The organism is Variovorax sp. DAIF25 (assembly GCF_050711835.1).
GTDB lineage: Bacteria > Pseudomonadota > Gammaproteobacteria > Burkholderiales > Burkholderiaceae_C > Variovorax.
This window is the reverse complement of the sequence record NZ_CP136636.1, coordinates 4896034-4910215: the sequence shown is the minus strand read 5'-3', so window position 1 is coordinate 4910215 and position 14182 is coordinate 4896034. Positions and strand designations below refer to the sequence as shown.

10 protein-coding genes are annotated in these 14182 nt (G+C 71.8%); 3 read left to right on the top strand and 7 right to left on the bottom strand.

Annotation, left to right across the window (positions count from 1 at the left end):
* The first annotated feature begins 36 nt into the window (after positions 1-36).
* Complete coding sequence (locus tag R0232_RS22575) at positions 37-1617, top strand: serine hydrolase domain-containing protein (RefSeq protein ID WP_431509487.1); 1581 nt, start codon at positions 37-39, stop codon at positions 1615-1617.
* A 150-nt stretch (positions 1618-1767) separates the two neighbouring features.
* Positions 1768-1950 (top strand): hypothetical protein, encoded by a 183-nt coding sequence (locus tag R0232_RS22570; protein WP_143129335.1) that lies wholly within the window; start codon positions 1768-1770, stop codon positions 1948-1950.
* A 29-nt stretch (positions 1951-1979) separates the two neighbouring features.
* Here R0232_RS22570 and R0232_RS22565 read toward each other — a convergent pair whose 3' ends face one another.
* The 7 genes from R0232_RS22565 to R0232_RS22535 all read right to left on the bottom strand — a co-directional run bounded on the left by R0232_RS22565 (position 1980) and on the right by R0232_RS22535 (position 11556).
* On the bottom strand, positions 1980-2309 hold the full coding sequence (locus R0232_RS22565) for a Rieske (2Fe-2S) protein (RefSeq protein ID WP_093354716.1): 330 nt from the start codon (positions 2307-2309) through the stop codon (positions 1980-1982).
* Positions 2310-2323: 14 nt separating this feature from the next.
* Entirely contained in the window at positions 2324-2611 is a 288-nt protein-coding gene (locus tag R0232_RS22560; protein ID WP_057595371.1) for a c-type cytochrome, read from the bottom strand.
* Between the two features lie 53 nt (positions 2612-2664).
* Entirely contained in the window at positions 2665-3123 is a 459-nt protein-coding gene (locus R0232_RS22555; protein ID WP_431509486.1) for a RidA family protein, read from the bottom strand.
* On the bottom strand, positions 3120-4175 hold the full coding sequence (locus R0232_RS22550; RefSeq protein ID WP_431509485.1) for a transglutaminase family protein: 1056 nt from the start codon (positions 4173-4175) through the stop codon (positions 3120-3122). The genes R0232_RS22555 and R0232_RS22550 overlap by 4 nt, the downstream gene beginning before the upstream one ends.
* Positions 4176-4190: 15 nt before the next feature.
* Complete coding sequence (locus R0232_RS22545) at positions 4191-5000, bottom strand: basic amino acid ABC transporter substrate-binding protein (protein WP_431509484.1); 810 nt, start codon at positions 4998-5000, stop codon at positions 4191-4193.
* A 65-nt stretch (positions 5001-5065) separates the two neighbouring features.
* The gene (locus R0232_RS22540) at positions 5066-7861 is read right to left on the bottom strand and encodes a circularly permuted type 2 ATP-grasp protein (protein WP_431509483.1); all 2796 of its coding nucleotides are present in this window, start codon (positions 7859-7861) and stop codon (positions 5066-5068) included.
* Positions 7862-8004: 143 nt separating this feature from the next.
* On the bottom strand, positions 8005-11556 hold the full coding sequence (locus R0232_RS22535; RefSeq protein ID WP_431509482.1) for a DUF2126 domain-containing protein: 3552 nt from the start codon (positions 11554-11556) through the stop codon (positions 8005-8007).
* 121 nt (positions 11557-11677) lie between these two features.
* Here R0232_RS22535 and R0232_RS22530 point away from each other — a divergent pair, with 121 nt between their 5' ends.
* Positions 11678-14134, top strand: coding sequence for a DNA internalization-related competence protein ComEC/Rec2 (locus R0232_RS22530; RefSeq protein ID WP_431509481.1), 2457 nt, complete (start codon positions 11678-11680; stop codon positions 14132-14134).
* The last annotated feature ends 48 nt before the right edge of the window (positions 14135-14182 follow it).

Genomic DNA, 14182 nt, shown 5'->3' with positions numbered 1-14182 from the left:
GGCGAAGAACAACGACAGCTCCCGGAGACCGCCGCCATGCCGCCACTTTCTTCTTCCTCCTCCTCTTCTTCCTTCCCCGCGCTCTCGCGCCGCGGCGCGCTGCGCCTGTCGCTCGGCGGCATGGCGATGGCCTCGGTGCCCGGCCTCGGCTGGGCCGCCACCGGGCTGGCCGCGCCGGCGCCCACCGATGGTCTGCCGCGCGGGCGACCCGAGGCGCAGGGCGTGTCGTCGGCGGCGATCCTGGCCTTCCTCGACGAGGCCGAGCGTGGCGCCTTCGAGCTGCACGGCTTCATGCTGTGGCGCCGCGGCCAGGTGCTGGCCGAGGGCTGGTGGGAGCCCTACGGCCCGCAGCGCCGCCACATGACGCATTCGCTGACCAAGAGCGTGACCGTCTGTGCGGTCGGCATGGCGGTGGCCGAGGGGCGCTTCGGGCTCGACGACAAGGTGGTGTCCTTCTTCCCCGAGCACCTGCCGCCGGTGGTGAGCCCGAACCTCGCGGCGATGACGGTGCGCGACCTGCTGACCATGCGCACCGGCCACGTCGCCATGACCTCGGGCTCGGTGTGGCGCCAGATCCGCACCAGCTGGATCGCCGAGTTCTTCAAGATCCCGGTGGTGAATCCGCCCGGCACGCAGTTCGTCTACACCAGTGCCGCCACCTACATGCTGTCGGCCATCGTGACCAAGACCACGGGCCAGCCGGTGGCCGACTACCTGAAGCCGCGCTTCTTCGATCCGCTGGGCATCACGGGCTACGAATGGGAGGTCGGGCCCGAGGGCATCTCGCCGGGCGCCAACGGCCTGAGCTGGAAGACCGTCGATTCGCTCAAGCTCGGCATCCTGCATGCGCAGAACGGCGTGTGGAACGGCCGGCAGGTGCTGACGAAGGAATGGGTCGATGCGGTGCACCAGCCGCACACCAAGGACAAGTACGGCTACCAGTGGTGGCTGGGCCCGAACGGCGCCTACAACGCCGACGGGCTGTTCGGCCAGTACGCGGTGGTGTTCCCCGCGCACGACGCGGTGCTCGCGATCAACGCGGCGCTGCCGCCGAAGGCCGGCTTCAACGCGGGGCTGCTCTACAAGCATTTCCCGGCCGCGTTCGAGAACGCACCGGCCGACGGCGGCCAGGCCAGCGCCGCGCTGCGCCGGCGCATGGCGGGCCTGCGCCTGCTGCCGCCGGTGCGGCCGACCTCGTCGCCGGTGGCCGCGGCCGTGTCGGGCCAGCGCTACGAGTTTCCCGACAACCCCGACAGGATCAAGGCCGCGCGCCTGGACTTCGGCGCCGAGGCCTGCAGCTTCACGCTCGAGGACGAGCGCGGCACGCACACGGTGCAGGTGGGGCTCAGGAAGCCGATCGAGGGCGACACCACCATGACCGGCAACCGCCTGCACCACGAGTACCAGCCCGCGGTGATGCGCGTGGTGGCGAGCGGGGAATGGCTCGACGAGCGCACCTTCGTGATGAGCTTGACCTTCGTCGAGTCGGCCTTCCGCGACACCGTGACCTGCCGCTTCGCCTCGCGCTACCTGCGGCTCGACCGCAGCGTGAACGTGAACTCGAGCGCGACCGAGATGCCGACCCTGACCGGCGCGCGCGCGGTGAAGGCGGCCTGACAACTACGGAAGGTCGTAGGCCTTGCAGGCGCGGCACGGCGGCGGCGATGGCCTGTTGTCCTGCACGCGGCGGCGGCATCCGCAACCTTTGGCGACACGCTGCGACGGATTAAAACCTCTGGTATCGAAAACCAGATGGAGGCCCGATCCGTGAATGAAGAACATCACTACCTCGACCAGTTCGAAAGCTTTCTGAAGCGGCGCGAGCAGGCGGCCGACATCTCGGTCAGCGTCACTGTCGAGATCGAGGAGCGGCAGCCGCGCGGCGTGCCCGAGAACTTCTGGACCGGCGCCGAGGCGCGCACGGCTGAACGCGGCGTGGCCGCGCATTAGATCCTCGATGCCGGGGCGCCCGCTCCGGCTCAGGCCGCGCGCAGCCAGACCTTGCCGTCGGCCGACTCTTCCACCGCCAGGGGCACCAAGCGCGCTCCCTTGCAGGGGCCGCCCACGCACAAACCCGTGTCGGGCTCGTAGATCGCGCCGTGCCGCGCGCACATCAGGAAGCGGCCCGAGCGCTCGAGCACCTGGCCCTCGAAATCGATCGGCCCGCCCACGTGCGCGCACTGGTTGAGGTAGCCATGGACCCGGCCCTGCCAGCGCACGACGAAGGCCGGGCCGCGGCCCGGCGCCTCGAACTTCACCGCGTCGCGGGATTCGGGCAGCACGTCGCAGATCAGCAATGCATCGGTCATGGTCGCGAAGACATTCAGGGCGGGGAGGGCTGCGACAGCACCCACTGCGCGAGCCGGCGCGATTCGTCGAGGCTCATGTGGGGCTGGCGCGGCATGATGACGCGGCCCCAGGCACCGACGCTGCCGTCGCGCAGCTTGTCGGCCAGCCGGGCCGGTGCCTCGGGGTCGTGGCGGTAGCGCGCCGCGATCTGCGCGAAGCCCGGGCCCACCTGCTTGCGCACCATGCCGTGGCAGCTGAGGCAGGCATAGCGCGCGACCGGCTCGCGCAGCGGCGCCGGGATCTCGTCGGCCGCAGCCGCCAACGGCGCGATGGCCGCGAGCGGCAGTGCCAGCCACAGGGACCGCGGCAGGCGAATCAGCCGATCTCCGCGATCAGTTCGATCTCGACGCAGGCGCCCATCGGGATCTGCGCCACGCCGAAGGCGCTGCGTGCATGCGCGCCCTTCTCGGGACCGAAGACCTCGGCGAACAGTTCGCTCGCGCCGTTGGTCACGAGGTGCTGCTCGGTGAAGCTGCCGACCGAATTGACGAGGCTCATCACCTTGACGATGCGCTTGACCTTGTCGAGGTCGCCCACGGCCGCGTGCAGCGTGCCCAGCAGGTCGATGGCGACCGCGCGCGCGGCCTGCTTGCCCTGCTCGGTGCTGACGTCGGCGCCGAGCTGGCCGGTCCAGACCTTGCCGTCCTTCCTGGCGATGTGGCCCGACAGGAACACGAGGTTGCCGGTCTGCACGAAAGGCACGTAGGCGGCGGCCGGAACCGAGACCGGCGGGAGGGTGATGCCGAGGCTGGAAAGCTTGTCGTAGACGCTCATGAAGAAGGCTCCTGGTGAGACGGTGGTGAAGGCGGCCGCGCGGAGGGCGGCTGCGGGGAATCGACCGGCGTTTGTACCGGCGAAGCCGCGATCGTAGGCGACGCCGCGGCCGAAGGCCCTGCGCCGCCGGGGGCTTGCGGCGATTCGAGCTCGTCGACCGGCTGCACCGTCACGCCCACGTGCAGCGTGTGGCGCGCGCCGCCATGCAGCACGCCGCGCATCGGCGAGACGTCGGAGTAGTCGCGGCCGATCGCCAGCGTCACGTAGTCCTCGCCGGGCTGGCGGCCGTTGGTGGGATCGAAGTCGGCCCAGTCGCCGGCGCTGTCGGGGCCGTCGCCTTCGCCGGGCAGGTAGACCGAGACCCAGGCGTGCGAGGCATCGGCGCCGATCAGCCGCGGCTGGCCCGGCGCCGGCTGCGTCAGCAGGTAGCCGCTGACGTAGCGCGCCGGCAATCCCATCCCGCGGAAGCACGCGATCATGATGTGCGCGAAGTCCTGGCACACGCCCTTGCGCTGGGCCAGCGCCTCGACCGCGGGCGTGTTGATCTCGGTGCTGTCGGCGTCGTAGTCGAAGTCGCGGTGGATGCGCTCGGTGAGGTCCATCGCCACGTCGAAGGCCGGGCGGCCCGGCGCGAAGCTCGCGCGCGCATAGGCGACGAAGTCGTCGTGGCGCGGCACGTAGGGCGAGGGGAAGACGAACTCGGAGGCCGGGTCGAACAGCGCGTCCTTGCGGAAGCGGAAGCGCTCGCGCACCGACTCCCACGGCAGCTCGCGCGCCACCGCGCTCGAGAGCACGGGCGCCGAGGTCTCGACCATGCTCTCGGCCGTGACCACCAGGCTGTCGTGCGTGGTGTCGAGCGCGAAGAAGGCGCGCACGTTGCCGTAGAGGTCGGCCTGCTCGACGCGCTGTGCGGGCGAGGGCTCGATCGCGAGCCGGTGGCTCAGCAGGCGCTGCGAGGGCGTGACCAGCGGCCGCAGGTGCGCGAGGTGCTGCGCGGTCTCGACCGGCGGCGAGTACTCGTAGCGGGTTTCGTGGGTGACGTGGAGTCGCATGGCGCGGGTGCGAGATTACTTCGACGCGGCGCCGAAGTGCGCGGCGTAGATGCGGTCGTAGCTGCCGTCGGCCTTGATCTCGGCCAGGCCCTTGTCGAGCTTGGCGAGCAGCTCGGCGTTGCCTTTCTTCACCGCGAGGCCGTACTGCTCGGTCGCGAAGCCGGCATCGCTCACGGTCTTGAAGCCCGCGCCCGCATTGTTCGCGAGGTAGTGCGCCACCACGCCGTTGTCGGCCACCACCGCCTGCACGCCGCCGGCCTCGAGCTCCTTGAGCGCGAGCGGCGTCGATTCGAAGCGCTTGATGTTCGCGCTCGATTTGCCCAGCAGCTTGCCGACCACCTCGTCGCCGGTGGTGCCGTTCTGCACGCCGACCTTGAGCGTCTTCAGGTCCTCGAAGCGGGTCACGCTCGCGTCGCTCTTGATCGCGATCAGCTGGCGCGCGTCGAAGTAGGGCTGCGAGAAGTCCATGGTCTGGCGGCGCTCGGGCGTGATGGTGATGGCCGACACCAGGAAGTCGCGGTCGCCCTGGTCGAGCGTGTTGAAGATGCCTTCCCACGGCGTGTTGACGAACTTCACCTCGATGCCGGCCTTCTTCGCGACGGCGTTCACGATGTCGATGTCGAAGCCCACGATCTCGCCCTTCTCGTTCTGCGATTCGAAGGGCGTGTAGGCGGCATCGGTGCCCACCACCAGCACGCGCGCTGCGGGCGGCGCTGCCGAAGCGGCGGCGGGCGCGGCGGCTTCCTGCTTGCCGCAGCCGGCGAGCGCGAGGACCGCGGCGAGGCCGGCGGCGGTCCGTGCGAAGCGTCGGTGGATGATGGTCATGGGGAGCCCTCCTGAGGTTGTCGTTGTTGGTGAATGGTCGGTCGCGCGGCGCGCGCAGCGCGGGCTCAGGCGCCCACGGAGCGCAGCGATTCGGAGGTCAGCGTGAAGTAGCGGATGCCGATGGCATCGGACACGTGGTAGGCCGCGGCCTCGCAGTGCGCGAGCAGCGCGGCCAGCGCCGCATAGGGGCCGTCCTCGCCGCCGGCGGGGCCGGGGTCGCACAGGTGCTCGAGCGTCCAGGTGGCCGGGTCGGGCAGCTCGTACGACAGCGCCGTGAGCTTGCCGGGCGCGCTGCCCGCGAGCCGCGCGATGCGCCCGCGCAGGGTCTGCGTGACCCAGGCCAGCGAGCGCGGGTTCTCGGCGTCGAGCACCAGCAGGTCGACCAGCGTGGCGACATCGCGGCGCTGCTGGTAGCGCGCATGGAAGGTGATGGTGCTGTCGAACAGCGCGACCATGGCCTCGAAGCCGCTGACCTCGTGCACCGCGTGGTTCTGGAAACCCGCGAGCAGGGCGTTGGCGAGGAAGCTCAGGCGCTCGATGTGGCGGCCGATCGACAGCAGCCGCCAGGCATCGTCGCGCGTCATGCGGTCGGTCTGCGCGCCGGTCATGGCCGACAGCGCCGAGCTCGCCGATTCGAGCGAGCGCAGCGCCGCGCCGGTGGCGAAGCTGCCTTCGCCGGCCTGCTCGGCGGCGCGGCGCAGGAAGTCGGCCTCGGCGCGCACGATCTGGTTCCAGTGGTCGGGCGAGAGCCGCTCGCGCACCGCGGCCGCGGCCTGGCGGATGCTGCGCAGGCTGTAGCCCACGCTGCCGCCCTGGGCCACGTCGCCGAGCTCGGCGATCAGCGCGCGCTCGAACACGCGGCGCGACTGCGGCGCGCTCGGCACGCCGGCCGGCACCAGCGCATTGCGCGCCGCCATGCGGTGCAGCCATTCGAGCAGCGGGCGCGAGGACTGGTCCTCGCCGCCGAGGATGTTGAGCGTGAGGCGCGCCAGGCGCACCGCGTTCTCGGCGCGCTCGGTGTAGCGGCCGAGCCAGAACATGTTCTCGGCCGCGCGGCTGGTGACCGGCGCGCGGTGCCGCGCCAGCGAGGCCGGCGTGGCCTGCGGCTGCAGCAGCGTGGTGCGGTCGACCTCGCCATGGGTCTGCACCCAGACGTCGGCGCTGCTGCCGCCGCGCTGCATCGAGGCGATCTGCGCATCGGGCCCCGCGAGCCGCGCCAGCCCGCCGGGCAGCACGCGCCACGACTGCGCGCCGTCGCTGACCGCGAACACGCGCAGCAGCACCGCGCGTGGCGCGATGTGGCCGGGGCCGAGGTCGCTGGCCCAGGTCGGCATCTGCGACAGCGGCAGGTAGCTCTGCACCGTGTGGGCCTCGCCCTCGCGCACGATGCGCCCGGCCCATTCGTCGAGCTCGCGGCGGCCGAACTGGCGGCCCAGCACCGCGTCGAAGCTCTCGCGGCCGTCGATGCCCGGGTAGGTGGGCTTGATGAAGCAGTCGCCGAGCTGCGGCAGCACGGCCTCGAGCGCCGCGCGCTCGCCGCACCACCAGGTGGGCAGCGCGGGCAGCAGCAGCTTCTCGTCGAGCAGGTGGCGCGCCAGGCCGGGCAGGAAGCCCAGCAGCGCCGGCGATTCGAGGAAGGCCGAGCCCGGCATGTTGGCCACCAGCACGTTGCCGGCGCGGATCGCCTGCAGCAGGCCCGGCACGCCGAGCGTGGAGTCGGGGCGCAGCTCGAGCGGGTCGAGGAACTGGTCGTCGAGCCGCTTGATGAGCCCGTGCACGGGGCGCAGGCCCTGCAGCGTCTTGAGGTACAGGCGCTGGTCGCGCACCGTGAGGTCGCTGCCCTCGACCAGCGTGACGCCGAGGTAGCGCGCCAGGTAGGCGTGCTCGAAGTAGGTCTCGTTGTAGGGGCCGGGCGTGAGCAGCGCGATGTGCGGCGGCACGCCGGCCGGGCACATGCGCTGCAGGCCGTCCATCATGGCGCTGTAGGTGGCGGCCAGCCGTTGCACGTGGAGCGCCTCGAAGGCCTGCGGGAACTGGCGCGTGATGGCGAGCCGGTTCTCGAGCAGGTAGCCCAGGCCCGAGGGCGCCTGGGTGCGCTGCGAGACCACCCACCAGTTGCCGTCGGGGCCGCGCGCGAGGTCGAAGGCCGCGATGTGCAGCCAGGTGTCGCCCGGCGGCTTCACGCCGTGCAGCGCGCGCAGGTAGCCCGGATGGCCGCGCACCAGCGCGGGCGGCAGCAGGCCTTCGGCGAGCAGGCGCTGCGGGCCGTAGACGTCGGCCATCACGCGGTCGAGCACGCGCATGCGCTGCAGCACGCCGGTCTCGATCTGCGCCCAGCTCTCGGGCGAGACGATCAGCGGGAACAGGTCGAGGGACCAGGGCCGCTGCGGGCCGTTGGCGTCGGCGTAGACGTTGTAGGTGACGCCGTTGTCGCGGATCTGGCGCTCCAGGCTGACCGCGCGCCGCGGCAGGTCGCCGAAGCCGTCGGGGCCGAGCTGTTCGAAGAAGGCATGCCAGGGCGGCAGCAGCGGGGGCTTGTCGCCGGGGGCGGCGGCCGACGAGGCGGGGTCGGCGGAGGGCGCGCGCGGGGGCGGGGATGCGGATTGCGATTGCGACTGGGTCGGGCCGGACCCGGCGCCCTGGGCCTGGGACTGGCTCTGCGTGCCCGCCGTCGCGTCGTGCAGGTGCGGCCCCGCGGGCGCTACCGGCCCGGCGGCGGGCCGTGCCGCGGCCTCGGGCGTCGCCGTGCCGCGCAGCTCGTCGAAGTGGCCGGGCAGGGCGGCCGGGGCGAGCGCCGACGCCAAGGCGGCTGGAAAATCCAGCGCCTGGGCGTCGAACAGGGATTCGTTGAGGGGTTCCACAGGGTTGGGATTGTCACATTGCCGTCACCGGCCCCGGTGGCGATGGCGTGCGAAATGCCCGCCGCAGCCATCGGTGTGGGCGCCACGACACAGCCGGCCGCCCGGCCCGCCACCCCGAAGGGCCGGCGGGCGCGCGGCGCCGCTCAGCGCCGCAGGTCGAGCGTGAACGGGAATTCGCGGCTGCCGGGCACCTCGATGGTGGCGGCCGGCGTGCGCATCAGCCCCGGCGTGTGGCCGGTGCGCGTGAAGCGCGACAGGCGCCGGCTCTCGGCCTCGTAGGCATTGACCGGGAAGGTCTCGTAGTTGCGTCCGCCCGGATGGGCCACGAAGTACTGGCAGCCGCCCAGCGAGCGCTTCATCCAGGTGTCGACCAGGTCCACCGTCAGCGGCGCATGGGCCTTGATGCTCGGATGCAGCGCCGAGGGCGGGTTCCAGGCCTTGTAGCGCACGCCGGCCACGAACTCGCCGGTCACGCCCGTGGGCTGCAGCGGCAGCACGCGGCCGTTGACGGTGACCACGTGGCGGCTCTCGTTGAGGCCGGTCACGCGCACCTCGATGCGCTCGAGCGAGGAGTCGACGTAGCGCACCGTGCCGCCGGCCGAGCCTTCCTCGCCCATCACGTGCCAGGGCTCGAGCGCGTTGCGCAGCGAGAGCTCGACGCCCATCGCCTGCACCTGGCCCACGAGCGGGAAGCGGAACTCGAAGTGCGGCGCGAACCAGTCGGGATCGAAGGCGAAGCCGGCCTGGCGCATCTCGCTGATGACGTCGTCGAAGTCCATCCTGACGAAGGTCGGCAGCAGGAAGCGGTCGTGCAGCTCGGTGCCCCAGCGCGTGACGGGCGCCTTGTAGGGCTCGTCCCAGAAGCGCGCCACCAGCGCGCGGATCAGCAGCTGCTGCGCGATGCTCATGCGCGCATGCGGCGGCATCTCGAAGGCGCGCAGCTCGAGCAGGCCGAGCCGGCCGGTGCTGGAGTCGGGCGAGTAGAGCTTGTCGATGCAGAACTCGCTGCGGTGCGTGTTGCCCGAGACGTCGATCAGGATGTTGCGCAGGGTGCGGTCGACCAGCCAGGCCGGCATGTGCTGGCCATAGAGCTCGCGGTTCTTCGCGATCTCCTTGAGCGCGATCTCGAGCTCGTAGACCTGGTCGTTGCGCGCTTCGTCCACGCGTGGCGCCTGGCTGGTCGGGCCGATGAACATGCCCGAGAACAGGTAGCTCAGCGAGGGATGGTTGTGCCAGTAGAGCAGCAGGCTGGCCAGCAGTTCGGGCCGGCGCAGGAAGGGACTGTCGGCCGGCGTGGCGCCGCCCATCACGAAGTGGTTGCCGCCGCCGGTGCCGGTGTGGCGGCCGTCGGTCATGAACTTCTCGGCCGACAGCCGGGTCTCGAACGCGGCCTGGTAGAGGAATTCGGTGTGGTCGACCAGTTCCTTCCAGTTGTGGGCCGGATGGATGTTGACCTCGATCACGCCGGGGTCGGGCGTGACCTGCAGCATCTTCAGGCGCGGATCGCGCGGCGGCGGATAGCCTTCCATCACGATGCGCACGCCGAGCTCGCGCGCGGTGGCTTCGACGGCGGCGACCAGGTCGAGGTAGTCCTCGAGGCGCGCCAGCGGCGGCATGAAGACGTAGAGCACGCCCGAGGCGCTGCCCTTCTTCTCGGCCGCCGGGCCGTTGGCGCGGCGCGGGTCGCGCACCTCGACGCACAGCGCGGTGCGCGTGACCCAGTGGGCCGATTCGCCGCGCAGCGGCTGGCGCGTGGCGGAGACGCGCGCGGGATCGCCGGCATCGCCATCGGCCCCGTCACCTGTGTGGCCGGCATCGCCCTGGCCCGGCTTGCCGTCGAGTCCTTCGCCGGTGCCCGGCCCCTGCATGCGCAGCGTGGCGGGCACGGCCGCGGGCGTGCCGAAGGCATAGGGCACGGCGCCCAGGTCGGCACCGGTGCCGCCGGTCGCGCCCACGGTGTAGCGCGCGCGGTAGTCGGCCGCGCTCGGCAGCGCGCCGCGCGCCGCGGTCGGGTCGCGCTCGATCAGGTAGGGGTAGTCGCCCTTGCTGGCCCAGGGTTGCGAATCGAGCGGCAGGCGGTAGCCCATCGGCGAATCGCCGGGGATCAGGTAGAGGCGGTCGTCGCGCAGGAACCAGGGGCCGGTCTTCCAGGCCGGGCCCTCGAGCGCGGGCGCGTCGCGGTTCGCGTTGCCGGGCTCGATCGGCAGCATGTAGCCGATCACCGCGTCGAGCTTCTGCGTGAACACGCGGCGCAGGCGCACGCGTTCGAGTTCGTCGTCGAGCTTCGAGTCGAAGGGGTCGACGTTGACCGGCAGGCGGCGTTCGCGCCACAGGTAGTAGTAGATGTCCTCGAAGCCCGGCTGCACGTAGCGATCGGTCAGGCCGAGCTTGCGCGCCAGCAGGCTGGTGAAGCGGCGCGCGTCCTCGCTGGTGTAGTGGGTCGGGAAGCGTTCGTCGGCGAACAGCTCGGGGTCGTGCCACAGCGTCTGGCCGTCGGCGCGCCAGAAGATCGACAGCGCCCAGCGCGGCAGCTGCTCGCCCGGGTACCACTTGCCCTGGCCGAAATGCAGGAAGCCGCCCTGGCCGTACTCGGCGCGCAGCTTGTGGACCAGCTCGGTGGCGTAGCCGCGCTTGGTGGGGCCGAGCGCGTCGGTGTTCCACTCGGGCGCGTCGCGGTCGCTGGTGGCCACGTAGGTGGGCTCGCCGCCCATCGTGAGGCGCACGTCGCCGGCCTGCAGCCGCGCGTCGACCGCGTCGCCCAGGGTCAGCACCTCGGCCCACTGCTCCTCGGTGTAGGGCTTGGTCACGCGCGGCGATTCGTAGATGCGCGTGACCTTCATGTCATGGCCGAACTCGACCTTCGACTCGTCGACGCCACCCTCGATGGGCGCGGCGCTCGAGGGCGTGGGCGTACAGGCCAGCGGGATGTGGCCCTCGCCGGCCAGCAGGCCCGAGGTGGCATCGAGGCCGATCCATCCGGCGCCCGGCAGGAACACCTCGCACCAGGCGTGCAGGTCGGTGAAGTCGACCGTGGTGCCGCTCGGGCCGTCGAGCGCCTTCACGTCGGGCGTGAGCTGGATCAGGTAGCCCGAGACGAAGCGCGCGGCCAGGCCGCAGTGGCGCAGCAGCTGCACCAGCAGCCAGCCCGAGTCGCGGCAGGAGCCGCTGCCGTTGGTGAGCGTTTCTTCCGGCGTCTGCACGCCGGGCTCCATGCGGATCAGGTAGTTGACGTCCTGCTGCACCTGCTGGTTGATGCCGACCAGGAAGTCGATGGTGCGCTGTTCCTTGCGGTCGATCTTGTCGAGGTAGGCCGCGAGCAGCGGCGTGGGCTCCTCGGTGACGAGATAGGGCGCGAGTTCCTCGGCCTGCGAGGGCGTGTAGGCGAACGGAAAGTTCTCGGCCTGCGGCTCGAGGAAGAAGTCGAAGGGGTTGTAGACCGCCATCTCGACCACGAGGTCGACCGTGACCTTGAACTCGCGCGTCTTCTCGGGGAACACGAGCCGCGCCTGGTAGTTGGCGAACGGGTCCTGCATCCAGTTGACGAAGTGATCCGCGGGTTCGACGCGCAGCGAGTACGAGATGACGTTGCTGCGGCAATGCGGTGCCGGGCGCAGCCGGACGACCTGCGGGCCGAGTTGCACCAGGCGGTCGTATTTGTAGTGGGTGACGTGGTGGAGCGCGGCGTGGATGGACATGCGTTTTTGTGTGCAGTACTGGCAGATTGCATCGAAAAGATGTCTCTGGTGAGACGCATACTAGCCCAGAAGACAAAGCAATTAGCGCGCCACGGAGCGTCGTTGGGGGAGGGTTTGCATCATGGTCGCCAAGGGTGTGCGAGACGCATCCGATGCCGTCTTGCGCGCGCGCTGCGCGTTCGTCGCGCTCGCGGCGGCGCTCGCGGGCGTGGCGCTGCAACTGCGGCAGCCGGTGCTGTGGGACGGCATGGCTTACGCGGGCGGACTGCTCGCGGGCATCGCAGGTCTCATCGGGGTTTGGCGCATGCCGCGGCATGCGCGAGTCGCCTGGGTCTGCGCCGCGCTGGCCGGTGCGGCGATCGGCGCGGGGCTCGCGGGCGCACGGGCCACGGTCTATGCGGCGGGTGCGCTCGATCCCGCGCTCGAGGGGCGCGACCTGCAGCTCATGGGCGTGGTGTCGCAGATGCCGCAGCGCGGCGAGGCTGGAACGCGCTTCCGTTTTGCCGTCGAGTCCGCGCGCTGGGCGGACCCTGCCATGGCCGGATCGCCCGCGGTGCCCGACCGCATCGCGCTCGGCTGGTATGCCGAAGGCGGCAGCCTCTGGAACGGCCCGGCCGATGCGTCCGCACCGACGCTCCTGCCCGAGAGCCCGGTGCATGCGGGCGAGCGCTGGCGCCTGACCGTGCGCCTCAAGGCGCCGCATGGCCAGCGCAACCCGCATGGCTTCGACAGCGAGCTGTGGATGTGGGAGCAGGGCCTGCGTGCCAGCGGCCATGTGCGCCTCGGCGCGCGCGACGAGGCGCCCGCGCGGCTGGGCCTCACGGGGCGGCACCCGATCGAGCGCGCGCGCGAGGCCGTGCGCGATGCCATCTTCGCGCGCGTGGCCGAGCGCTTTGCCGCGGGCGTGATCGCCGCGCTGGTCACGGGCGACCAGGGCGCGATCGACCGCGAGGGCTGGGACGTCTTCCGCGCCACCGGCGTGGCCCACCTGATGTCGATCTCGGGCCTGCACGTGACCTTGTTCGCATGGCTTGCCGCGCATGTCGTCGGCGCGCTCTGGCGCCGCAGCCCGCGGCTGATGCTGCGCCTGCCGGCACAGCGCGCGGCGCTCGCGGGCGGCGTGCTGCTGGCCACGCTCTATGCGCTGTTCAGCGGCTGGGGCGTGCCATCGCAGCGCACGGTCTGGATGCTCGCGACCGTCGCGCTGCTGCGCCTCACGGGGCGGCGCTGGCCCTGGCCGCACGGCTGGCTGCTGACCGCGGCGGTGGTGGTCGCGCTCGATCCCTGGGCCCTGACGCAGGCCGGCTTCTGGCTCAGCTTCGTCGCGGTGGGCGTGCTGTTCGCCACCGACGCGGGCTGGCCCGGCGACACGCGCCCGGGCCTGCGCGCACGGCTGTGGCGGCTGCTGCGCGAGCAATGGACGATCACGCTGGCGCTCACGCCCTTGAGCCTGCTGCTGTTCCAGCAGGTGTCGCTGGTCGGGCTGGTGGCGAATCTGGTCGCGATTCCCTGGGTCACGCTGGTGATCACGCCGCTGGCGATGCTCGGCACCGTCGCCGCGCCGCTGTGGGACCTCGCGGCACGCGCGGTGCAGGGGCTCGGGCTGCTGCTGTCATGGCTCGCGGCGCTGCCGTTCGCCAGCGTCTCGATGGCCGCGCCGCCGGCATGGCTGGCGGCCTGCGGCGTGGCGGGCGGCGTGCTGGTCGCGATGCGGCTGCCGTGGTCGCTGCGCGCGCTGGGCCTGCCGCTGCTGCTGCCGGTGCTGCTGTGGCAGCCGCCGCGTCCCGCCGTCGGCGAGTTCGAACTGCTCGCGGCCGACGTCGGCCAGGGCAACGCGGTGCTGGTGCGCACCGCGACCCACAGCCTGCTCTACGACAGCGGCCCGCGCTACAGCCTCGAGAGCGACGCCGGCCACCGCGTGCTGGTGCCGCTGCTGCGCGCCCTCGGCGAGCGGCTCGACCTGCTGGTGCTGAGCCACCGCGACAGCGACCACACGGGCGGCGCGAGCGCCGTGCTCGCGATGCATCCGCGCGCCGAGCTGCTGAGCTCGATCGAGGCCGGGCACCCGCTGCAGTCGCAGCGCCCCGCGCGGCGCTGCGAGGCGGGCCGGCGCTGGATCTGGGACGGCGTGGACTTCGAGCTGCTGCACCCGCGCTCCGGCGACTACCTGTTCTTCACGCGGCCCAATGCCATCTCGTGCGTGCTGCGCATCGGCAACGGCCGCGCGACCGCGCTGCTGGCCGGCGACATCGAGCGGCTGCAGGAGGCCGCGTTGCTCGAGCGCGTGCCCGAACGGCTGCGCGCCGACGTGCTGCTGGTACCGCACCACGGCAGCAAGACCTCGTCGAGCGCGGCCTTCCTCGATGCGGTGCGCCCGCGCATCGGTCTGGTCCAGGCCGGCTACCGCAACCGCTTCGGCCATCCGGTGCCCGAGGTGGTGGCGCGCCATGCCGAGCGCGAGGTGCGCCTGGTCGAGAACGTGCGCTGCGGCGCCGCGCACTGGCACAGCGCGAGCCCGTTTGAGGTGGCCTGCGAGCGCGAGCGCGCGCCGCGCTACTGGCAGCACCGCCTGCCCTGAACGCCGAACGCGCGCCGGCGCCGCGTTCGGGGTTTTCCCTTGAAAAGT

Coding starts and splice junctions, on each gene's coding strand:
- R0232_RS22535 (WP_431509482.1), bottom strand. CDS start 11,556: ATGTCCATCCACGCCGCGCTCCACCACGTCACCCACTACAAATACGAC.
- R0232_RS22565 (WP_093354716.1), bottom strand. CDS start 2,309: ATGACCGATGCATTGCTGATCTGCGACGTGCTGCCCGAATCCCGCGAC.
- R0232_RS22555 (WP_431509486.1), bottom strand. CDS start 3,123: ATGAGCGTCTACGACAAGCTTTCCAGCCTCGGCATCACCCTCCCGCCG.
- R0232_RS22575 (WP_431509487.1), top strand. CDS start 37: ATGCCGCCACTTTCTTCTTCCTCCTCCTCTTCTTCCTTCCCCGCGCTC.
- R0232_RS22550 (WP_431509485.1), bottom strand. CDS start 4,175: ATGCGACTCCACGTCACCCACGAAACCCGCTACGAGTACTCGCCGCCG.
- R0232_RS22545 (WP_431509484.1), bottom strand. CDS start 5,000: ATGACCATCATCCACCGACGCTTCGCACGGACCGCCGCCGGCCTCGCC.
- R0232_RS22530 (WP_431509481.1), top strand. CDS start 11,678: ATGGTCGCCAAGGGTGTGCGAGACGCATCCGATGCCGTCTTGCGCGCG.